The organism is Arthrobacter sp. H-02-3, assembly GCF_003097355.1.
Taxonomy (GTDB): domain Bacteria; phylum Actinomycetota; class Actinomycetes; order Actinomycetales; family Micrococcaceae; genus Arthrobacter; species Arthrobacter humicola.
The window spans coordinates 1-20182 of sequence record NZ_PYUI01000010.1 but is presented as its reverse complement, the minus strand read 5'-3'; the positions used below and the strand labels follow the sequence as shown (position 1 = coordinate 20182).

Here is a 20182-nt window from a genome sequence, read left to right as displayed (position 1 = left end):
TGTCGCAGGGTGCGTTTATTCCGCAGCCCGGTAACCGCGAATACGTGGGGTCCGGCTGTACAGAAACTACTTCGACGTAGAAGGACACTAAACCGTGGACCTGTTTGAATACCAGGCGCGCGATATGTTCGAGGCGCACGGTGTACCCGTGCTTGCTGGCATCGTGGCGCACACCCCTGAAGAAGCAAAGGCAGCTGCCGAGAAAATCGGCGGCGTAACTGTCGTCAAGGCCCAGGTTAAGGCCGGAGGCCGCGGCAAGGCCGGCGGCGTCAAGGTCGCCAAGACCGCTGACGAGGCATTTGAACACTCCACCAACATCCTCGGGATGGACATCAAGGGCCACACCGTCCACCGCGTGATGATCGCCCAGGGTGCTGACATCGCCGAGGAATACTACTTCTCCGTCCTGCTGGACCGGGCCAACCGCAACTACCTGGCCATGTGCTCGGTTGAAGGCGGCATGGAAATCGAGCAGCTCGCCGTTGAGCGCCCCGAAGCCCTGGCCAAGATCTCGATCGACCCGGCCGTGGGCATTGACCAGGCCAAGGCCGACGAAATTGTCGCCGCTGCAGGCTTCGCCGAGGAACTGCGCGGCAAGGTCGCCAGCGTAATTCTGAAGCTCTGGGATGTCTTCAAGAAGGAAGACGCCACCCTCGTGGAGGTCAACCCGCTGGTCCTGACCGGCGCCGGTGACATCGTTGCCCTCGATGGCAAGGTCTCCCTCGACGAGAACGCCGACTTCCGCCACCCCAAGCACGCGCACCTTGAAGACAAGGACGCTGCTGACCCGCTCGAGGCCAAGGCCAAGGCGCAGGACCTCAACTACGTCAAGCTGGACGGCGAAGTCGGCATCATCGGCAACGGCGCCGGTCTCGTGATGTCCACCCTCGACGTCGTTGCCTACGCCGGTGAGAACCACGGCAACGTCAAGCCCGCCAACTTCCTGGACATCGGCGGTGGAGCGTCGGCCGAGGTTATGGCAGCTGGCCTCGACGTCATCCTGGGCGACCCGCAGGTCAAGTCCGTCTTCGTCAACGTCTTCGGCGGCATCACCGCCTGTGACGCCGTTGCCAAGGGCATCGTTGGCGCACTGGCCGAGCTGGGCCACTCCGCGAACAAGCCGCTGGTCGTCCGCCTCGACGGCAACAACGTTGAGGAAGGCCGCCGCATCCTGGCCGAGGCCAACCACCCGCTGGTTACCCTGGCCGCCACCATGGACGAGGGCGCCGACAAGGCCGCCGAGCTCGCCAACGCAGCGAAGTAGAGGGACTCGACTATGTCTATTTATCTGAACAAGGACTCCAAGGTCATCGTCCAGGGCATCACCGGCGGCGAAGGCACCAAGCACACCGCCCTGATGCTCAAGGCCGGCACCAACGTTGTTGGCGGCGTCAACGCCCGCAAGGCCGGCACCACGGTCCTGCACGGCGACACCGAGATCACCGTCTTCGGCACCGTCAAGGAAGCCATGGCCGAGACCGGCGCTGACGTTTCCATCGTCTTCGTGCCGCCGGCCTTCACCAAGGACGCCGTCGTTGAAGCCATCGAGGCCGGCATCGGCCTCGTCGTGGTCATCACCGAAGGCGTGCCGGTCCAGGATTCCGCCGAGTTCTGGGCACTGGCCCAGTCCAAGGTCGACGCCAACGGCAAGCAGGTCACCCGCATCATCGGCCCGAACTGCCCCGGCATCATCACCCCGGGTGAGGCCCTCGTGGGCATCACCCCGGCAAACATCACGGGCAAGGGCCCCATCGGACTCGTCTCCAAGTCAGGCACCCTGACCTACCAGATGATGTACGAACTGCGCGACCTCGGCTTCTCCACCGCCATCGGCATCGGCGGCGACCCGGTCATCGGCACCACCCACATCGATGCCCTCGAGGCCTTCGAAGCTGACCCGGAGACCAAGGCGATCGTGATGATCGGCGAAATCGGTGGCGACGCCGAAGAGCGCGCCGCCGACTACATCAAGGCACACGTCACGAAGCCGGTTGTCGGCTACGTGGCCGGCTTCACCGCCCCGGAAGGCAAGACCATGGGCCACGCGGGCGCCATCGTCTCCGGCTCCGCCGGCACCGCCCAGGCCAAGAAGGAAGCCCTTGAGGCTGCCGGCGTCAAGGTCGGCAAGACGCCGTCCGAGACCGCCAAGCTCCTGCGTGAGGTCTTCGCAACCCTTTAGTTCGAAGCACCTGCACCACGCACCAAAAGCAACGCGGGGTCACTTGCGGCCCGTCCCACTCGCTGGGACGGGCGCGAAGTGGCCCTGCGTTGTTGTTTAAGTACGACGGCGGCAGTGCCACCTTCCCGGCGGAGGTGGCACTGCCGCCGTCGTACTTTGTGTTCGATGCATTTGGGGCTCCGGCTAGACCTTTGCCCCGGTGAGGACTTCTTCGAGCCGGTCGTAGCCCTCGGACATGCCGCCCTCCATCCCGGACTGCGCCATGCCGTCGCGCGCCTCCACGCTGGGGTAGACGGCGTGGCCGATGAGCCGGGACCGGCCGCCACCCAGGTCCACGAAGGTCATGGAATCGAGGCTCACCACATCCGGGTAGCCGTCGAACTCGAAGGTCTGGATGGCGAAGTCGTTCTCGCGGACGGTGTGGAAGACGCCGCTGAAAACATACGCGCTGCCGTCCGGCGCTGTGTGGGTGTAGCGGTAGCTGCCGCCCGTCCTGAAGTCATAGTGGTCAATGCTCATGCGCATCCTCCGTGGCCCGAGCCACTGGGCGACGAGTTCGGGGTCCCGATGCGCCCGGAAGACCTCGGAGACCGGGAAGTCGAAGTCGCGCTCGAAGTCGATGAAGGGGAGTCCCGCGGGGATCTTCAGTGTCAGTGCGTTGCTCATGATGCGTCCTTTGCCTGTGTGCCGCCCTGCGCGGCGCGGGTTTCAAGCACGGCGTCAAGGCTGCGGTACTGGCCCTCGCGGATCAGCCGGTACTGGTCGATCCAGGCGGTGAGCGCCTCAAGCCGTGCGGGGTTCAGGTGAACGGGCCGGCGCTGGGCGTCACGGGTGCGCGTGACCAGCTGCGCCTGCTCGAGGACCTGGATGTGTTTCGAGACCGCCTGTTTGGTGATCGCGAAAGGTTCCGCCAGTTCGTTGACGGTGGCCGGACCCCGGCTGAGCCGGGCAATGATGCGGCGCCGGACGGGATCGGCGAGGGCCAGGAAGGCCGCGTCGAGTTCGCCGTCGTCGCTGGAATCCATGGGGTGGGTGCCTCCTCTTCAGTAGTCACCTGCTCAGTAATCAACTAACTAATTGATCAACGAACTAATTGATCAACCTCTAGGTTGTTAACGCTACGCCGACACGCCGAGCCGCGCAATACCCCCAACGTGGGGTCACTTGAAGCCCGGCTCGCACCCGAGGGTGGGCGCTAAGGATCCCCGCGTTGCCGCGTGCCGCCGGGGAATCCTTGCGCCACTCCTGCGAACTTTGTTAGTATGTCAGGACAAACTACCGAAGGAGACGCGAGTGCCTCTCGTGCGAATCGACGTCAATCAGGGCCGCACCACGGAGCAGCTGCAGGGACTCAGTCAGGGAATCCACGCTGCGATCGTGGCTGAATACGGCATTCCGGAACGGGACTACTTCCACATCCTGACGGAACACCCGGCCGGGCAGATCGTCGCCCAGGACGCCGGCCTCGGCTTTGACCGGACGCCGGATGTTGTGATGATCCAGATCTTCACCCAGGCGGGGCGCAGCCAGCCCGCCAAGCAGTCCCTGTTCGCTGCCATCGCGGAAAAGCTGACCGCGGTAGGGGTTTCCGGCGAGGACGTCTTCATTGGCTACGTCGAAAACACGGCCGGGGACTGGTCGTTCGGCTTTGGTCGGGCCCAGTACATGACCGGCGAACTTGGGGTCCCCAGTCAGTAGCCGAGGGCCGTCCTGCCACCGTCGGGGCGGCCACTCCACGGCGCTGTTAGTGCGTCCCGTGTCAAGTTGTAAATATGTCAGTACAAACCTTTGACAGTACATGGATTCTAGGGCAAAGTAGTGGATGTGGCCCGGCTCACGCCGGCCCCTAAGCACCGAAGCTCAGGCTGCGAAAAGGTACCGAGTTCACACCAGAAAGGTCCACGATCACCGTGACCCACGAACTGCTCACGATCGGGCGAATCAGCGTTGATATCTACCCGAACGACATCGGGGTGGATCTGGAGGATGTCACGTCCTTCGGAAAGTACCTTGGCGGATCCCCGTCCAACGTAGCGGTCGCCGCTGCCCGCCATGGCCGCCGCGCCGGCGTCATCAGCCGCACCGGCGACGATGCTTTCGGCAAGTACCTGCACCGCGAGCTGCGCAAGTTCAACGTGGACGATTCCTACGTCACCGCAGTCAAGGAGTGGCCCACTGCGGTCACGTTCTGCGCGATCAAGCCGCCGGAAGACTTCCCGCTCTACTTCTACGGCCGGTTCCCCACGGCGCCGGACCTGCAGATCAGGGCCGAGGAACTGGACCTGGACGCCATCAGGGACGCCGGAATCTTCTGGTCCACCGTCACCGGCCTCTGCCAGGAGCCCAGCCGCACCGCCCACATCAAGGCCCACGAGGCACGTCCACGCACCGGGCTGAAGCCAGGCCAGTTCACCATCCTTGACCTCGACTACCGGCCGATGTTCTGGGCCTCCGAGGAGGAAGCCCGGGAACAGGTCGCCAAGATCCTGCCGCACGTCACCGTGGCAATCGGCAACGACAAGGAATGCGCCGTCGCCGTCGGCGAGGGCACCCCGGACGAACAGGCCGACCGGCTGCTCGCCGCCGGCGTCGAAATCGCGGTCGTGAAGCTTGGACCGGAAGGCGTCATGGCCAAGACCCGCACCGAACGCATCGTCTCCGCCCCGGTGCCGGTGGAAACCGTCAACGGCCTCGGCGCCGGCGACTCCTTCGGCGGGGCATTCTGCCACGGTCTGCTCTCCGGCTGGCCGCTGGCTCAGGTGCTCGACTTCGCCAACGCCGCCGGCGCCTTGGTCGCCTCCCGCCTGTCTTGCGCCGACGCGATGCCGACGCCGGAAGAAGTCACGGGCCTGCTCGCCGAACGCGGCCGCCTGGCGCCGGGTTCCTACGCCACCGAAGGAGCAACACTGTGAGTGTCAACCCAGCCGCCGCCACCCTCACGCTGGGCGATGACCCCCGCCGCTACGAGCACCTGAGCATCATCCGGCTCGAAGACCCGGACGCGATCGCCCGCGCCGCGAAGGCCCGGCGCCGCCACCCCGGCGTCAAGGCCGGCAAGCAGAACTTCATCGTCGCCGCCGACCACCCCGCCCGCGGGGCCCTCGCGGTCGGCAGCGATCCCGTGGCCATGGCCGACCGCCGCCAGCTCCTGGACCGCCTGCAGATTGCCCTGGCCAACCCGGACGTCGACGGCGTCCTGGCCTCGCCGGACATCATGGACGACCTCCTCCTGCTCGGCGCGCTTGAGGGCAAGCTGCTCTTCGGCTCAATGAACCGCGGCGGCCTCTCCGGTCTGGTGAACGAATTCGATGACCGCTTCACCGGCCACACCGCGGCCGCCCTCGAGGCCCTCGGCGCCGACGGCGGCAAGATGCTCACGCGCATCTGCCTCGGCGACCCGGACACCGTCGTCACCCTGGAAGCAACCGCACGGGCCATCGATTCCCTGGCCGAGCGCAAGCTGATCGCCATGGTGGAACCCTTCCTCTCCGTCCGCGAGAACGGCAAGGTCCGCAACGACCTCTCCACCAACGCAGTCATCAAGTCGGTGGCCATCGCCGAAGGCCTCGGCGCGAGCAGTGCCTACACCTGGATGAAGCTCCCCGTGGTGGCTGAGATGGAACGCGTCATGGCGTCCACCACCATGCCCACCGTGCTCCTCGGCGGAGACCCCGAGGGCAGCCAGGAGGACGTCTTCGCCAGCTGGCAGGCGGCCCTCGCCCTGCCGGGTGTCCAGGGCCTCACGGTCGGCCGGACCCTGCTCTACCCGCACGACGGCGACGTCGCCGGCGCCGTGGCAACCGCCGCTTCGCTGCTGCACCACACGGACGATCCCCGCACCGAATCCACCCCCACCGAAGAAGCATCGGAGTAACTTCCCATGGGAATGAGAACTGCCTCAGGAACACGCAGAATGACAGTCGCCCAGGCTGTCGTGGAATACCTGTCCAAGCAGTACACCGTCGATTCGATCGGCGGCCAGGACTTCCGGGAACGCCTGATTCCGGGCACGTTCGGCATCTTCGGCCACGGCAACGTTGCCGGCGTCGGCCAGGCCCTCAAGCAGTACCAGCAGCTCGATCCGACAATCATGCCGTACTACCAGGGCCGCAACGAACAGGCCCAGGCACACCAGGCCGTCGGCTACGCCCGGCACACCCGGCGCCGCCAGACGTTCGCGATCAGCACCTCGATCGGCCCGGGTTCCTCAAACCTGCTCACCGGCGCGGCGCTGGCCACCACCAACCGGCTGCCGGTCCTGCTGCTGCCGAGTGACACCTTCGCCACCCGTGCCGCCGACCCCGTGCTGCAGCAGCTCGAGCAGCCCTACGCCTACGACATCACCGTCAACGACGCCTTCCGGCCGCTGTCCAAGTTCTTCGACCGCGTCTCCCGGCCCGAGCAGCTGTTTTCCGCGTTTCACCACGGCCTGCGCGTCCTGACCGACCCGGCCGAGACCGGCGCGGTCACCATCTCGCTGCCCCAGGACGTCCAGGCCGAGGCCTTCGACGTGCCCGAGGAATTCCTCGCCGAACGCGAATGGCGGATCCGCCGCCCCGACGCCGACGACGAGGACATCCGCCGCGCCGCCGACGCGATCCGCGCCGCCAAGCGCCCCCTGATCATCGCCGGCGGTGGCGTGCTCTACGCCTACGCCAACGAGGAACTCGCCAAATTCGTCGAACTGACCGGCATCCCGGTGGGCAACACCCAGGCCGGCGTCGGCGTCCTGCCCTGGGACCACAAGTTCTCCCTCGGCGCGATCGGCTCCACCGGCACAACGGCGGCCAACGCCATCGCCGCCGAAGCGGACCTCATCATCGGCATCGGCACCCGCTACGAGGACTTCACCACCGCGTCCCGGACCGCGTTCCAGAACCCGGACGTGAAGTTCATCAACATCAACGTCGCCGCCATCGACGCCTACAAACACGGCACTTCCCTGCCGATCGTCGCGGACGCCCGCAAGGCCCTGGTGAAGCTGAACCAGGCCCTCGGCGGCTACCGGATCGGCGCGGACCTCGAGCAGCAGATCGCGAACGAGAAGACCCGCTGGAACGCCACCGTCGACGCGGCCTTCGACACCCGCTTCACACCGCTGCCCGCGCAGAACGAGATCATCGGCGCCACGAGCCGCGCCATGGACGCGGCGGACGTCGTCATCTGCGCCGCCGGGTCCCTGCCCGGTGACCTGCACAAGATGTGGCGCGTGCGGGACCCGTTCGGCTACCACGTCGAATACGCCTACTCCTGCATGGGCTACGAAATCCCCGGCGGCCTCGGCGTCAAGCGTGCCGCCCTGGCCGAAGCCGCGAAAGGCGGGGCCCAGCGCGACGTCGTCGTGATGGTGGGGGACGGCTCCTACCTGATGATGCACACCGAACTCGTCACCGCCGTCGCCGAACGGATCAAGCTGATCGTGGTCTTGATCCAGAACCACGGCTACGCCTCGATCGGCTCGCTCTCCGAGTCCCTCGGCTCGCAGCGCTTCGGCACCCAGTACCGGGCCCTGGATGAGGAACACCACAGCTTCGACGACGGCGAGCGGCTGCCGGTGGACCTGGCCCTGAACGCCGAGTCCCTCGGCGTGAAGGTGATCCGGATCGAACCCGGCGAGAAAGTCATCGCCGAGCTCGAGCAGGCCATCCGCGATGCGAAGGCCGCCCCGGAAAACGGCGGCCCGATCGTCATCCACGTCGAATCCGACCCGCTGCTGGATGCCCCCAGTTCCGAGTCGTGGTGGGACGTTCCGGTCTCCCAGGTCTCCGAACTCGAATCCACGAAGCAGGCCTTCCAGACCTACGTCGACCACAAGAGCCGCCAGCGCAAGCTGCTCGGCTGACCCTCTTGATCACCACGAACAGCCACAGACCAAGGAAGTCCATCACCATGTCAACGACGACCGTCACCACCATCAGCCACTTCATCAACGGGGCAGAAACCTCCGGCGAGGGCACCCGCACCCAGCCCGTCTACAACCCCGCGACCGGCGCGGTCACCGCGGAGCTGCGTCTGGCCAGCCGGGCAGACCTGGACGCCACCGTCGCTGCGGCCCGCAAGGCTGCGGACACCTGGGGCGACATTTCCCTGGCCAAGCGCACCGCCGTATTGTTCAAGTTCCGCGAACTTGTCGCCTCCCACATCGACGAGCTCGCCGAACTGATCACCGCCGAGCACGGCAAGGTCCTCTCCGACGCCAAGGGCGAGATCGGCCGCGGCCTGGAGGTCATCGAGTTCGCCTGCGGCATCCCGCAGCTGCTCAAGGGCGACTACTCGGACCAGGTCTCCACCGGCATCGACGTCTTCTCCTTCCGCGAGCCGCTCGGCGTCGTCGCCGGCATCACCCCGTTCAACTTCCCGGTCATGGTGCCGCTCTGGATGGCCCCGATGGCGATCGCCACCGGCAACGCCTTCATCCTCAAGCCCTCCGAACGCGACCCCTCCGCCTCCATGCTCCTGGCCAAGCTGTGGAAGCAGGCCGGCCTGCCCGACGGCGTCTTCCAGGTCCTGCACGGCGACAAGGAAACGGTCGACGGCCTGCTGACCCACCCGGACGTGGACGGCATCTCCTTCGTCGGCTCCACCCCGATCGCGAAGTACGTCCACGAGACCGCCACCAAGCACGGCAAGCGGGTCCAGGCCCTGGGCGGGGCGAAGAACCACGCGATCATCCTGCCCGACGCCGACCTCGACAACGCCGCCGACCACCTCGCCGCCGCCGCCTTCGGCTCCGCCGGCGAACGCTGCATGGCCATCTCGGTTGCCGTCGCCGTCGGCGAAGCCGCCGACCTTCTGGTCAAGAAGGTCGAGGAACGCGCCCTGGCCGTCAAGGTCAACAACGGCACCGTGCCCGACGCCGAAATGGGCCCGGTCATCACCCCGGCGTCCAAGGAACGCATCGTGCGGATCGTCACCGAAGCTGAAACCGCCGGCGCGGCCATGGTGGTGGACGGCCGCGACCTCGTCGTCCCCGGCCACGAGGACGGCTTTTGGGTCGGCCCCACCGTCCTGGATCACGTCACGGCCGGGATGACCGCCTACACCGAGGAAATCTTCGGCCCGGTCCTCGTCGTGGTCCGCGTCGAGGACCTCGACGCCGGCATCGCCCTGATCAACGCCAACCCGTACGGCAACGGCACCGCGATCTTCACCTCCTCCGGCGCCAGCGCCCGCAAGTTCCAGCGCTCCGTCACGGTGGGCATGATCGGCATCAACGTGCCCCTGCCCGTGCCGGTGGCCTACCACTCCTTCGGCGGCTGGAAGGCCTCGCTCTTCGGCGACAAGCACATCTACGGCCCCGAAGGCGTCTCCTTCTACACCCGCGGCAAGGTCGTCACCTCCCGCTGGCCCGAAACGCATCACGCCTCCGGCGCCTCCTACAACTTCCCCTCCAACTAGTCCCCACCGCCAGGGAACCCTGGCGGCGGGGCCCACCCACCGCCACCCAAAAACCACGATCGATTGCTCCGCAACCGCCGTTTTGGGCGTCCCAAACGGCACCTGCGGAGCAATCGATGAGAAGGAATGGAAATGACAGAGAACAAGCTGATCATCGGCACCGCGCCGGACTCCTGGGGCGTCTGGTTTGCGGACGACCCGCAGCAGACCCCGTGGGAACGCTTCCTGGACGAGGTCGTCGAATCCGGCTACAAGTGGATCGAACTGGGCCCCTACGGCTACCTTCCCTCCGATCCCTCCCGCCTCGCTGAAGAACTTAAGGCCCGCGACCTGAAGGTCACCGCAGGCACCGTGTTCACCGCCTTCCACCGCGGCTTGGACCAGTGGGAAACCGCATGGGAGCCGGCCCGCAAGGTCGCCGAACTCACCGCCGCGATGGGCGGGGAACACATCGTGGTCATCCCGGCGATGTGGCGCGACGACGTCACCGGCGAGGCCGTGGAGAGCGGCACGCTCACCGAAAAGGCGTGGAGCGACCTCTTCACGGGCCACAACCGTCTGGGCAAGACCCTGCTGGAGGACTTCGGCCTGAAGCAACAGTTCCACTCGCACGCAGACTCCCATGTCGGCGCACAGGAGGACATCGAGACCCTTCTCGCCGCCACGGACTCCAAATACCTCAACCTCTGCCTGGACACCGGCCACGCAGAATACTGCGGGGCCTCCAGCCTCGACCTGATCAAGAACTATCCGGACCGGATCGGTTACCTGCACCTCAAGCAGATCAACCCGGACATCCTCAAAAAGGTCAACGAGGAAAACATGACCTGGGCCGCCGCCAACCTGGCCGGCGTCATGACCGAACCGCCGAACGGACTGCCGGACCTGCGCGCCGTCATCGAAGCCGTCGAAGCGCTCAACCGCCCGATCTTTGGCATTGTGGAACAGGACATGTACCCCGTGGCCTTCGACGTCCCGATGCCGATCGCCAAGCGCACCCGCAACTACCTGCTCTCCTGCGGCTCCCGCACCGCCGTCAACTAGAACTGAGGACAAAATCATGACCAAGACCCTCCGCGTAGCTGTCATCGGCGCCGGCCGTATGGGAGCAGACCACATCCAGCGGCTTAACACCCGCATCCACGGCGCGGAAGTTGCCGCCGTCGTCGACGTCGATCTCGCGCGGGCGCAGGCCGCCATCGAAGGCATCCCGGGCGCTGTCGCTTTGGCCGACGCCGACGAAGCCCTGAACAACGGCGACGTCAACGCCGTGCTGATCGCCACCCCCGGCTTCCTGCACGAGGACATCCTGCTCAAGGCGATCGCCAAGGACATCCCGATCCTCTGCGAGAAGCCGCTCACCCCGGACGCCGAGTCCGCGTGGAAGATCGTCGAGGCCGAAGAAAAGCTCGGCCACAAGCGCATCCAGGTCGGCTTCATGCGCCGCTTCGACGCCGAATACGCCGCCCTGGGCACAATCATCCGCGACTCCGAACTCGGCGAGCTGCTCATGCTGCACCACCAGCACCGCAACCCCACCACCCCGGCGGGCTTCACCAACGAGATGCTGATCAACGATTCCGTGGTCCACGAGTTCGACGCCATCCGCTACTTCACCGGCGAGGAAATCACCTCGGTCCAGGTCCGCCTCGGCAAGGCCACGCGGAACGCCCCGGCCGGTCAGCACGACCCGCAGCACGTCTTGATCGAGACCGAATCCGGCGTCCTGGCCGATGTCGAGATCTACGTCAATGCGAAGTTCGGCTACGAAGTGGCCACCCAGGCCTCCTTCGAGGACGGCATCGTCAGCATTGGCGGGGACAAGGGCCCGTACACCCGCAGCAACGGCCACTGGGGCGGCACCGTCACCCCCGGCTTCGAGGAGCGTTTCGGGGCGGCGTACGACGTCGAAATCCAGTCCTGGGTCGACGCGGCCCTCCGCGACGAGATCGGCGGCCCCACCGCTTGGGACGGCTACGCCACCGCCGCCTGCTGCGAGGCCGGCGTCGAAGCGCAGAAGAACGGCGAAAAGGTCGCCGTGAAGCTCAACGCCAAGCCTGCCCTCTACCGCTAGGAACCCTGCCGGCCGGCGCCCTCTGCTAACAACACGGCGCCGGCCGGTCGCACGTCCGCCAGATCCACCATGGAGTGTTCAGAAGTGAAAATCGCCCTTGACCCCACGCCGTTCCACCACGGCCACGGACTCCTCGAGTTCCCGCGCGTGGTCGCCGACCTCGGCTACAAGTACATGCAGATGACCCCGCACGCCGATTTCATCCCGTTCTTCAACCACCCGAAGGCCGACGACGAGCTTGTGGGCAAGCTGAAGGCGGCCTGCAAGGACGCGGGAATCGAAATCGCCTCGGTGCTGCCCGTGCTGCGCTGGTCCGGCCCGGACGAGGACGCCCGCGAGGCCGCCGTCCGCTACTGGAAGCGCGCCATCCAGATCACCGTGGACCTCGGCGTCAGCACCATGAACACCGAATTCAGCGGCCGACCGGAGAAGGCCGAGGAATCCGAGCGTGCCTTCTACCGTTCGATGGAGGAACTGCTCCCCATCATCGAGCGGGAGGGGATTGACGTGCTGATCGATCCGCACCCGGACGACTTCGTCGAGGAAGGGCTCGCCGCGATCCGGATGATCCGCGGACTGAACTCGAAGAACGTGGGCCTGGTCTACGTGGCCTCGCACAGCTTCCACATGAAGAACGAGCCGCTGGAGATCATGCGGGCCGCGGGGGACAAGCTGCGCCTGGTCCACGTCGCCGACACCATGAACCACCACGCCTCGCATGGGCTGCGCTACATCACCAACCCGCCCGGGAACCCGGTGCGCGTGCACCAGCACCTGAAAATCGGCGACGGCGACGTCAACTGGGACGAGTTCTTCGGCGGCCTGAAGGAAATCGGCTTCCTCGACCGCGAGGACACCGTCATGGTCTCCAGCGTCTTCGCCGAGGACGACAACGCTGCCGAGGTCTCGCGCTACCAGCTGGAGACCATGATGCAGCGCGTCGAGAAGGCGAGCCTATGACGAAGTCCGACTCAACACCTATGAATTCGGCTCCGGCCGCGGCCGCGCCCGTTTCCGAGGCTGACTCCGATGTCCAGGAAGCCGCCGTCCGGAGAACCGGCGGAGCATCGAATCCCAAGAGGTTCATGCGGCGCGTGGCGCTCTTCTCCACCTTCGGCGGCCTCCTCTTCGGCTACGACACCGGCGTCATCAACGGCGCCCTGCCGTTCATGCAGCGGGACCTTGGCCTCACCCCGCTGACCGAGGGGCTTGTGACTTCGACCCTGCTCTTCGGTGCGGCGTTCGGTGCCATCTCGGCGGGCCGTCTCTCGGACCGCTTCGGCCGGCGCAGGACCATCATGGGTCTCGCGCTGATCTTTGCGGTGGCCACGATCGCCTGCTCGGTCTCGCCGAGCACTGAACTGCTTATCGCCTCGCGCACCCTGCTGGGCCTTGCCGTCGGCGGAGCATCGGTGATTGTTTCGGTCTACCTCGCGGAAATGTCCCCGGCAGCCCAGCGCGGACGCATCGTGACGCAGAACGAACTCATGATTGTCACGGGGCAGTTCCTGGCCTTTACGTTCAATGCCGTACTGGGCAACGCCTTCCCGGAGGCCTCCCACGTGTGGCGGTGGATGCTCGTTATTGCCACGCTGCCCGCCGTCGTCCTCTGGTTTGGCATGCTGGTTCTGCCGGAAAGCCCCCGCTGGCTGGCTTCGGCCGGCCGCTTCGGTGAAGTCCTTGAAGTGCTGCGCCGGTCGCGCGCCACGGAGGACATTTCCACCGAGTTCGATGAAGTCCGGCAGGCGGCGAGGGAAGACTACCAATCCAAACTCGGCACCGTCCGCGACCTCACGGTGCCGTGGATCCGGCGCATCTTCGTCGTCGGACTGGGCTTGGCCGTGATCAACCAGATCAGCGGCGTCAACGCCATCATGTACTACGGCACCTCCATCCTCTCCAGCTCCGGTTTCGGTGATCAGGGCGCCCTGATTGCCAACGTCGTCAACGGCGTCACTTCGGTAGTCGCCGTCGTCGTCGGTATGTCCCTCATGTCGCGTCTGCCCAGGAAGTCCATGCTGATCGCCGGCCTGATCGGCACGGCAACGTCCCTGCTGGCCATCGGCATCATCTCCATGGCTATTCCGGAAAGCATGCTCCGCGGCTATCTGGTGCTGCTGTTCATGGTGACGTTCCTCGCCTCGATGCAGTCCTGCATCGGCACGGTGACGTGGCTGACGATGGCCGAAATCTTCCCGCTGCACGTCCGCGGCATTGGCATGGGGATCTGTGTCTTCGTCCTCTGGATGATCAATTTCCTGATCGGGTTCTTCTTCCCGCAGATGGTGTCCTGGATCGGCGTCTCCGTGACCTTCTTCATCTTCGTGGCGATCCAACTGGCAGCCATCGTCTGGGTGAAGCGCGTGGTTCCGGAGACCCGGGGCAAGAGCCTCGAGGATCTGGAACACTTCTTCAAACAGGCGGCCGCCAAGCAACCCGTCAACGTATAGCGTTACCAACCGCGTAGCCTGACAAAGCAGCAAGCCCCGCCCCCGGCATGACCCAACTAGCTAGCAGCAGGGGCCGTTATGAGCCTTCATAACGGCCCCTGCTGCGAGTCACTTGGGCTGTAGCGGGGGCGGGGCTTTCTGCGTTGAAGCGGTTATAGCGTTAGGCCGCGGCGTGCAGCCGGGGGAGGGCGTCGACGAGCGGCGCCAGTTCCGGCACTTCCTGAGCCTCGGCCAGCGCCCGCTCCAGGGTAGCGTCGTGGACCGGCCTGCTCTGCTCGAGCAGCGTGATGCCACTGGGCGTGAGCTCGGTATAGATCCCGCGGCGGTCATCCGCGCACAGGATCCGGGTCAGCAGCCCGCGGTCCTCCAGCCGGTTGACCAGGCGCGTGGTGGCGCTCGCGCTCAACGCCGTGGCGCGGGCCAGCTGCTGCATCCTCATGTGCCAGCCGTCCTGCCGGCTCAGCGCGTCCAGCACCGTGTACTCCACGACGGAGAGCTGCGCCTCGGCCTGCAGGGAACGCTCCAGCTCGGCTTCGATCAGCCCGTGCAGGGCCGCGAGGGTCCGCCAGCCTTGCGCCCGGACCTCGACGGCGTCGTCCTTGATGCCCATCTGGTGAATCCCTTCAGCTAGCGTGCCCGGCGGGAGTGGTGCCAGGCACATCAAATAATAGTTGCTTGCGCGTTGTATCTGCTTGTGCAAGAATAAATAACGCGTCTGCAACTACTAGCTTACGCGTCATACCCCTTTCCGTACAGCTTTGTAAGGAGCACCCCCATGCCTGTTGGCCTGATAGCTCTAGCCCTCGGCGGGTTCGGCATCGGACTCACCGAGTTCGTCATCATGGGCCTGCTGCCGCAAGTGGCCGCAGACTTCCACGTCACCGAGGCCAGCGCGGGCTGGCTCATCTCCGGCTATGCGCTCGCCGTCGTGGTCGGGGCGCTGGGCCTCACCGCGGCCGTGACGCGATTCGAACGCAAGCCGGTGCTGGCCGTGCTGATGGTGCTCTTCATCGCCGGCAACCTCGTCTCCGCGCTCGCCCCCGACTACCCGATCATGATGGCCGGGCGCATCCTGGCCGCGCTGTCGCACGGTGCGTTCTTCGGCATCGGCGCCGTGGTGGCCGCCAGCATGGTGGCGCCCGATAAGAAGGCCGGCGCGATCGCGATCATGTTCACGGGCCTGACGGCGGCCAATGTGCTGGGTGTCCCGTTCGGCACCATGCTGGGCCAGGCTGCGGGCTGGCGCGCCACGTTCTGGGCGATCACCGTCATTGGCGTCCTAGCCCTGGCAGGCATCCTTGCGCTGGTGCCGAAAACCGGCTCCGGCGAGGCGGCCGCCGGTGGGCTCCGAAGCGAGCTCCGTGCCTTCCGGTCCGGCCAAGTCTGGCTTTCCATCCTGGTCACCATCCTCGGCTACGGCGGCATGTTCGGCGCCTTCACCTACATCGCGTTCACGCTCACCGAGGTCACCGGCTTCGCCGCCTCCACCGTGCCGTGGCTGCTGATCCTCTTCGGCGTCGGGCTCTTCATCGGCAACACCCTTGGCGGCAAGGCTGCCGACAAGAACGTGGACCGCACCCTGCTCGTGGTGCTCGCCGTGTTGGTGGTGGTGCTCGTAGTCTTCGCACTGACCTCCGGCAACCAGCCGATGACTATTGCTTCCATGGTGCTGCTGGGCGGCTTCGGCTTTGCCACGGTCCCCGGGCTGCAGATGCGCGTCATGAAGTACGCCAGCAGCGCCCCCACCCTGGCCTCCGGCGCCAACATCGGCGCGTTCAACGTCGGCAACGCCCTCGGCGCCTGGCTGGGCGGCGTGACCATCACCGCCGGCCTCGGCTACACCTCGCCGATCTGGGCCGGGGCCGGGATCACCGTGCTGGGCCTGGCGGTCATGGTGTTCGCGGCGGCTGATGCCAAGAAGCACGACGGAGGGCGGCCGGCCGACGTCGACAGCTCCACGGCGGATTCCGAGACTGAGTTGCAGACGGCCTAACTGCCCGGCCTGCAGGCCTACTGGCCGAACGGCAGCCGCGGGTCCAGGTCCTGGCCCTCCCATGTCTGGCGGATCCAGCCGTGGTGAGGATCGTCGCTGATGAGCCACTCACGGACCGGGCCAGGGCCGGCCATGACGTTGAGGTAGTACAAGTCGTAACCGGGGGCGGCCATGGCGGGCCCGTGCCAGCCGTAGGGCACCAGAATGACGTCGCCGGTCCGGACCTCGGCCGAAACGTCGATGGGCCGCTCGTCGGAGGCATAGACGCGCTGGTAGCCGATGGCGTCGTCGGCGCCCGGGCGCTGCGGCGCTCCCGGTGTGACCCGGGTTTCGAAGTAGTAAATCTCCTCGAGGTTCGTCTCGCCGTCCTTTTCCTCATCGTGCTTGTGCGGGGGATAGGAAGACCAGTTGCCGGCCGGGGTGAGGACCTCGCAAACGATGAAGCGGTCCGCTTCGAGTGCGGCGGGGGTCCCGAAATTGTGGACCTGGCGGGAGCAGTTGCCCGCTCCGCGCAGTTCCACCGGCGTCTCGGCGGCAGTGATGAGGCGGGTCGGGTAGGACGCTTTCGCCGGGGCGGTGGCAACCGCCACCCGTCCGCCGTCGGCCGAGGTGATCTTCACGGCCTTGCCTGTTCCCGTGTAGAGCACATCGCTGGGGCCGCTAAAGACGCTGTCCCGCCCGGCCAGCGGATACTCCTGCCCGTCCACGGTCGCCACGAAGGAGCCGTTGAGCGGCACCACGATGCGTTCCTCCGATGCGGCGGCCAGTTCGACGGCGCCGCCGGCAGCCAGTGTGGCGACCTTCAGTCCGGTATGGGCCCAGCCCTCCACCTCCAGGGCGGAGTCAGATGTTCCGATGGAAATGTCCCACTTGCCGTTTGCGGCGGTGCCGAGCGGATAGACCCAGTTGGCCATGGAAGCTGCCCTTTCGTAGTCGCGCCGGAGGGAGGCGCGGTTGTGCGGGGTTGGAGATGGCGGTGCTCGTTGTTGAACGCCGGTGTCCGGATTGTGGTTCTCTCGACGCCGATGTCAGGGCGCCTAGGTCGGACCGCTTGTCTCACGGCGCCGGTTACGGAACGCCTATCTCTGAACCAGTGTCATTTCAAAGCTGTAGGAATCGGCCCTGTAGGCGTGGTGGCCGGTTTCCACCATCCGCCCGGTGTCATCCACAGCCGTGCGCTCCATGGTGACGAGGGCGGAGCCGGCGGTTGTTTCGAGCAACGGCGCCTGGTAGTCGTTGGCGATCATGGCGCCGATCCGCTGCGAGGCAAGGCGGAAGTTCACGCCGCCATTGCGCAGGATGCCGTAGAGGCCCTGTGACGCCAGGGAGGCCTCGTCGATCGTGGTGATGTCATCGCGCACCCAGTTCTCCATCAGGGCCAGCGGCTTGCCGCCTACTTTCCGGAGCCGGGTGAAGTGGTAGACCTTGGCGCCGGCGGGGAGCTGCAGCGCTTTCCGGATCGAGGCGTCTGCCTCTTCATGGGAGAAACTGAGCACGTCGGTGGTGGGCTTGCTGCCACTGTTGCTCAAGTCGTCGTACAGGCTGGAGAGTTCCAACGGACGGCGGACCTGGCTGGATACCACCTGGGTGCCCACGCCCCGCTTGCGGACCAGGAGGCCGGAACGGACCAGCTCATCCATGGCTTTGCGCATCGTGGGGCGCGACAGGTTCAGCTGGGCGGCCAGATCGATCTCATTTTCCAGCCGGCTGCCGGGCTCCAGCAGTCCGGTATGTATCGCGGCCTCGATGCCCTGGACCACTTGGTGGTACAGCGGTACCGGGGACGACCGGTCGATCCGCAGATTTAGTTGATTCGCCACTGGACGTGCTCCCTTGCGCTCCGCAGCGGCCGTGATAGCGGTCTGTCTGCGTTTGTCAGGCTCATGTTCGCTTGATAGGACATACTGCCTTTTTCTGATAGTAGCAGGGTGGACAAAGGGAGCCAAGGGGTGCCGTGGGGAGCCATGCGAGTAAGGGGCGCGTTGTCGGCTTTGCGCTGGTCACGCCCGCGAAACCGGCATTTCCATCGCATAGCGTTACGTCAAAACATCCTAATGTCAGGACAAACTATTGACATCTGTGATTGAAGTCACCATGATCGGTTGTAGATGGCTCATAGACCGACGCGATGAAGCGGCCGGCATGGCCCGGAATCGAAGGAGATTAATCGTGACCAAGTTCTCGTGGCGGAAGGCGACGCTCGTTGCGGCCGTTGTACCCATGCTGGCCCTGAGCGCGTGTTCCAGCACCGGCGGCAAGCCCGCAGAGACAGGAAATGCGGCCGGCGGAGGCCAAGCCGTCTCGACGCCCCGGATGAAGATCGCCTTGATTACCCACGCTCCGGCCGGTGACACGTTCTGGGACACCGTCCGCAAGGGTGCGGAAGAAGCGGCGGCGAAGGACAACGTGGAACTGCTGTACACCGGTGATCCAGAAGCCGGCCGGCAGGCGCAGCTGATCCAGCAGGCCATCGACCAGAAAGTAGATGGCATCGCCGTAACCCTGGCCACGCCGGACGCACTCAAGGACTCGCTGAAGAAGGCCACTGACGCGGGCATTCCGATTGTCAGCCTGAACGCCGGCGAGTCGGTTTCCGCAGCGCTGGGAGCATTCACCCACTTCGGCTCCAACGAGCAGCTCGCCGGTCAAGCCGTGGGCACCAAGCTGGCCGGGGACGGGTACAAGCACCCGATCTGCGTGATCCAGGCGCAGGGGCACGTGGGACTCGAAGCCCGGTGTGCCGGTGTGAAGGCGAAGGTACCCGGGACAGAGATTCTGTACGTGAACGGCGCGGACATGACCTCGGTCGAGTCGACGGCAACCGCGAAGCTGCAGGCCTCCAAAGATGCTGATGTAATCATCGGGCTGGGCGCTCCCATCACCCTGACCCTCCTGAAGTCCGTGGCGACCGCCGGAAGTTCGGCCAAGGTTGCGAGCTTCGACCTGAACAAGGATCTGGCGCAGAAGATCGTCGACGGCAGCGTCCTGTTCACGGTGGACCAGCAGCCCTGGCTGCAGGGCTACAGCGCAGTCGATGCACTGTGGCAGAACAAGCGTGGCGGATTCAAGATCGGTGGCGGCCAGCCCGTCCTGACGGGCCCCGCGATCGTCGACAAATCAAATGCGGCTGATGTCCTGAAGTTCGCCGAGCAGGGTATCCGCTAATAGCCCGCTGGCCGGGCCGGCGGTTGCCGGCCCGGCAGCAAGGAGACTTATCATGACCATCACCCAGACAAAGACAAAGTCGCCGGCGCCCGATGAGCGCGTCGCCAAGCGTAGTCCGTTCCAGAAACTGCTCGGACGTCCCGAGGTCGGTGCCCTGGTGGGCGCGATCGTCCTCTTCATCTTCTTCGCGTTGGTGTCCCCGACGTTCACCCAGCCCGGTGCCCTCGCGACCATCATGTACGGTTCCTCCACGATCGGCATCATGGCCGTCGGGGTGTCCTTGCTGATGATCGGCGGGGAGTTCGACCTCTCCACCGGCGTCGCCGTGATCTCCTCGGCGCTGACCGCGTCGCTGTTCAGCTGGTACTTCACCACGAACGTCTGGGTCGGTGTCGGCCTGGCCCTGGTGGTCTCGCTGTCGATCGGCTTCATCAACGGCTGGATCCTGATCAAGACCAAACTCCCGTCCTTCATCGTGACCCTGGCGACCTTCCTGATGCTGACCGGCCTGAACCTGGGCCTGACCCGGTTGATCGGCGGCTCGGTGTCTTCGCCCTCGATCTCGTCCATGGAGGGCTTCGACTCGGCCCGGGCCGTGTTCGCCTCCTCGGTGAGTATCGGCGGCGTCGACGTCAAAATCACGGTGTTCTACTGGTTCCTGCTCGTCGCGGTCGCCACCTGGGTGCTGATGCGGACCCGCGTCGGGAACTGGATCTTCGCCGTGGGCGGGGACGCGAACGCGGCCCGCGCCGTCGGCGTGCCGGTCAAGGCCACCAAGATCGGCCTGTTCATGGCCGTCGGGTTCTGCGCCTGGATCCTGGGCATGCACAACCTCTTCGCCTTCGACACCGTGCAGTCCGGTGAGGGCGTGGGCAACGAGTTCCTCTACATCATCGCCGCGGTGATCGGCGGCTGCCTGCTCA

General features: G+C 65.8%; 19 protein-coding genes. 14 read left to right on the top strand and 5 right to left on the bottom strand.

All coding sequences use genetic code 11. The annotated features are described in order from the left end of the window. Positions 1-94: 94 nt before the first annotated feature. Both sucC and sucD read left to right on the top strand, forming a co-directional pair. Positions 95-1264 carry an ADP-forming succinate--CoA ligase subunit beta gene (sucC, locus tag C9424_RS11305; protein WP_018776032.1) on the top strand — a complete coding sequence of 390 codons (1170 nt, stop codon included), beginning with the start codon at positions 95-97 and terminating at the stop codon, positions 1262-1264. 12 nt (positions 1265-1276) lie between these two features. Then, a complete protein-coding gene (gene sucD / locus C9424_RS11300; RefSeq protein ID WP_018776033.1) occupies positions 1277-2179 on the top strand; it encodes a succinate--CoA ligase subunit alpha in 903 nt (300 codons plus the stop codon). Positions 2180-2362: 183 nt separating this feature from the next. On the opposite strand, the gene C9424_RS11295 is transcribed toward sucD, so the two are convergent. Together C9424_RS11295 and C9424_RS11290 are read right to left on the bottom strand one after the other, a co-directional pair. Next, positions 2363-2845, bottom strand: a complete 483-nt coding sequence (locus C9424_RS11295) for an SRPBCC family protein (RefSeq protein ID WP_116766938.1) — start codon at positions 2843-2845, stop codon at positions 2363-2365. Then, positions 2842-3204 carry an ArsR/SmtB family transcription factor gene (locus C9424_RS11290; protein WP_116766937.1) on the bottom strand — a complete coding sequence of 121 codons (363 nt, stop codon included), beginning with the start codon at positions 3202-3204 and terminating at the stop codon, positions 2842-2844. Before C9424_RS11290 ends, C9424_RS11295 begins: the two co-directional genes overlap by 4 nt. Positions 3205-3472: 268 nt before the next feature. Between C9424_RS11290 and C9424_RS11285 the strand changes: the two genes are divergently transcribed. The 9 genes from C9424_RS11285 (at position 3473) to C9424_RS11245 (ending at position 14101) form a co-directional block, all read left to right on the top strand. Continuing rightward, positions 3473-3877 (top strand): tautomerase family protein, encoded by a 405-nt coding sequence (locus tag C9424_RS11285; RefSeq protein WP_116766936.1) that lies wholly within the window; start codon positions 3473-3475, stop codon positions 3875-3877. Positions 3878-4089: 212 nt separating this feature from the next. Continuing rightward, positions 4090-5091: a 5-dehydro-2-deoxygluconokinase gene (gene iolC / locus C9424_RS11280; protein WP_116766935.1), complete on the top strand. Its 1002-nt coding sequence runs from the start codon at positions 4090-4092 to the stop codon at positions 5089-5091. Then, positions 5088-6053, top strand: coding sequence for a Cgl0159 family (beta/alpha)8-fold protein (locus tag C9424_RS11275; RefSeq protein ID WP_116766934.1), 966 nt, complete (start codon positions 5088-5090; stop codon positions 6051-6053). Before iolC ends, C9424_RS11275 begins: the two co-directional genes overlap by 4 nt. A 39-nt stretch (positions 6054-6092) precedes the next feature. After that, on the top strand, positions 6093-8021 hold the full coding sequence (gene iolD, locus C9424_RS11270; protein WP_116766933.1) for a 3D-(3,5/4)-trihydroxycyclohexane-1,2-dione acylhydrolase (decyclizing): 1929 nt from the start codon (positions 6093-6095) through the stop codon (positions 8019-8021). A 47-nt stretch (positions 8022-8068) separates the two neighbouring features. Beyond that, the gene (locus C9424_RS11265) at positions 8069-9577 is read left to right on the top strand and encodes a CoA-acylating methylmalonate-semialdehyde dehydrogenase (RefSeq protein ID WP_202615837.1); all 1509 of its coding nucleotides are present in this window, start codon (positions 8069-8071) and stop codon (positions 9575-9577) included. Between the two features lie 132 nt (positions 9578-9709). Then, entirely contained in the window at positions 9710-10621 is a 912-nt protein-coding gene (locus C9424_RS11260; protein ID WP_116766932.1) for a sugar phosphate isomerase/epimerase family protein, read from the top strand. 16 nt (positions 10622-10637) lie between these two features. After that, a complete protein-coding gene (locus C9424_RS11255; RefSeq protein WP_116766931.1) occupies positions 10638-11651 on the top strand; it encodes a Gfo/Idh/MocA family protein in 1014 nt (337 codons plus the stop codon). An 84-nt stretch (positions 11652-11735) separates the two neighbouring features. Beyond that, positions 11736-12611 (top strand): sugar phosphate isomerase/epimerase family protein, encoded by an 876-nt coding sequence (locus tag C9424_RS11250; RefSeq protein WP_116766930.1) that lies wholly within the window; start codon positions 11736-11738, stop codon positions 12609-12611. After that, positions 12608-14101 (top strand): sugar porter family MFS transporter, encoded by a 1494-nt coding sequence (locus C9424_RS11245; protein WP_116766929.1) that lies wholly within the window; start codon positions 12608-12610, stop codon positions 14099-14101. The genes C9424_RS11250 and C9424_RS11245 overlap by 4 nt, the downstream gene beginning before the upstream one ends. 160 nt (positions 14102-14261) lie before the next feature. On the opposite strand, the gene C9424_RS11240 is transcribed toward C9424_RS11245, so the two are convergent. After that, positions 14262-14711, bottom strand: coding sequence for a MarR family winged helix-turn-helix transcriptional regulator (locus tag C9424_RS11240; RefSeq protein ID WP_116766928.1), 450 nt, complete (start codon positions 14709-14711; stop codon positions 14262-14264). Between the two features lie 165 nt (positions 14712-14876). Here C9424_RS11240 and C9424_RS11235 point away from each other — a divergent pair, with 165 nt between their 5' ends. After that, positions 14877-16094 (top strand): MFS transporter, encoded by a 1218-nt coding sequence (locus tag C9424_RS11235; RefSeq protein WP_116766927.1) that lies wholly within the window; start codon positions 14877-14879, stop codon positions 16092-16094. Between the two features lie 17 nt (positions 16095-16111). On the opposite strand, the gene iolB is transcribed toward C9424_RS11235, so the two are convergent. Together iolB and C9424_RS11225 are read right to left on the bottom strand one after the other, a co-directional pair. Beyond that, positions 16112-17008 carry a 5-deoxy-glucuronate isomerase gene (gene iolB, locus C9424_RS11230; protein ID WP_116766926.1) on the bottom strand — a complete coding sequence of 299 codons (897 nt, stop codon included), beginning with the start codon at positions 17006-17008 and terminating at the stop codon, positions 16112-16114. 165 nt (positions 17009-17173) lie between these two features. After that, complete coding sequence (locus C9424_RS11225) at positions 17174-17914, bottom strand: GntR family transcriptional regulator (protein ID WP_116766925.1); 741 nt, start codon at positions 17912-17914, stop codon at positions 17174-17176. 349 nt (positions 17915-18263) lie between these two features. On the opposite strand from C9424_RS11225, the gene C9424_RS11220 reads away from it, so the two are divergent. Continuing rightward, on the top strand, positions 18264-19259 hold the full coding sequence (locus tag C9424_RS11220; protein WP_116766924.1) for a substrate-binding domain-containing protein: 996 nt from the start codon (positions 18264-18266) through the stop codon (positions 19257-19259). 52 nt (positions 19260-19311) lie between these two features. Further along, positions 19312-20182: ABC transporter permease (locus tag C9424_RS11215; protein ID WP_133247514.1), on the top strand; the 871-nt coding region annotated here is incomplete at its 3' end.

Bases quoted from the DNA above. Each gene is read 5' to 3' on its own strand.
- sucD (WP_018776033.1), top strand. From the start codon at position 1,277: ATGTCTATTTATCTGAACAAGGACTCCAAGGTCATCGTCCAGGGCATC.
- C9424_RS11295 (WP_116766938.1), bottom strand. From the start codon at position 2,845: ATGAGCAACGCACTGACACTGAAGATCCCCGCGGGACTCCCCTTCATC.
- C9424_RS11290 (WP_116766937.1), bottom strand. From the start codon at position 3,204: ATGGATTCCAGCGACGACGGCGAACTCGACGCGGCCTTCCTGGCCCTC.
- iolD (WP_116766933.1), top strand. From the start codon at position 6,093: ATGACAGTCGCCCAGGCTGTCGTGGAATACCTGTCCAAGCAGTACACC.
- C9424_RS11265 (WP_202615837.1), top strand. From the start codon at position 8,069: ATGTCAACGACGACCGTCACCACCATCAGCCACTTCATCAACGGGGCA.
- C9424_RS11260 (WP_116766932.1), top strand. From the start codon at position 9,710: ATGACAGAGAACAAGCTGATCATCGGCACCGCGCCGGACTCCTGGGGC.
- C9424_RS11255 (WP_116766931.1), top strand. From the start codon at position 10,638: ATGACCAAGACCCTCCGCGTAGCTGTCATCGGCGCCGGCCGTATGGGA.
- C9424_RS11245 (WP_116766929.1), top strand. From the start codon at position 12,608: ATGACGAAGTCCGACTCAACACCTATGAATTCGGCTCCGGCCGCGGCC.
- C9424_RS11240 (WP_116766928.1), bottom strand. From the start codon at position 14,711: ATGGGCATCAAGGACGACGCCGTCGAGGTCCGGGCGCAAGGCTGGCGG.
- C9424_RS11235 (WP_116766927.1), top strand. From the start codon at position 14,877: ATGCCTGTTGGCCTGATAGCTCTAGCCCTCGGCGGGTTCGGCATCGGA.
- iolB (WP_116766926.1), bottom strand. From the start codon at position 17,008: ATGGCCAACTGGGTCTATCCGCTCGGCACCGCCGCAAACGGCAAGTGG.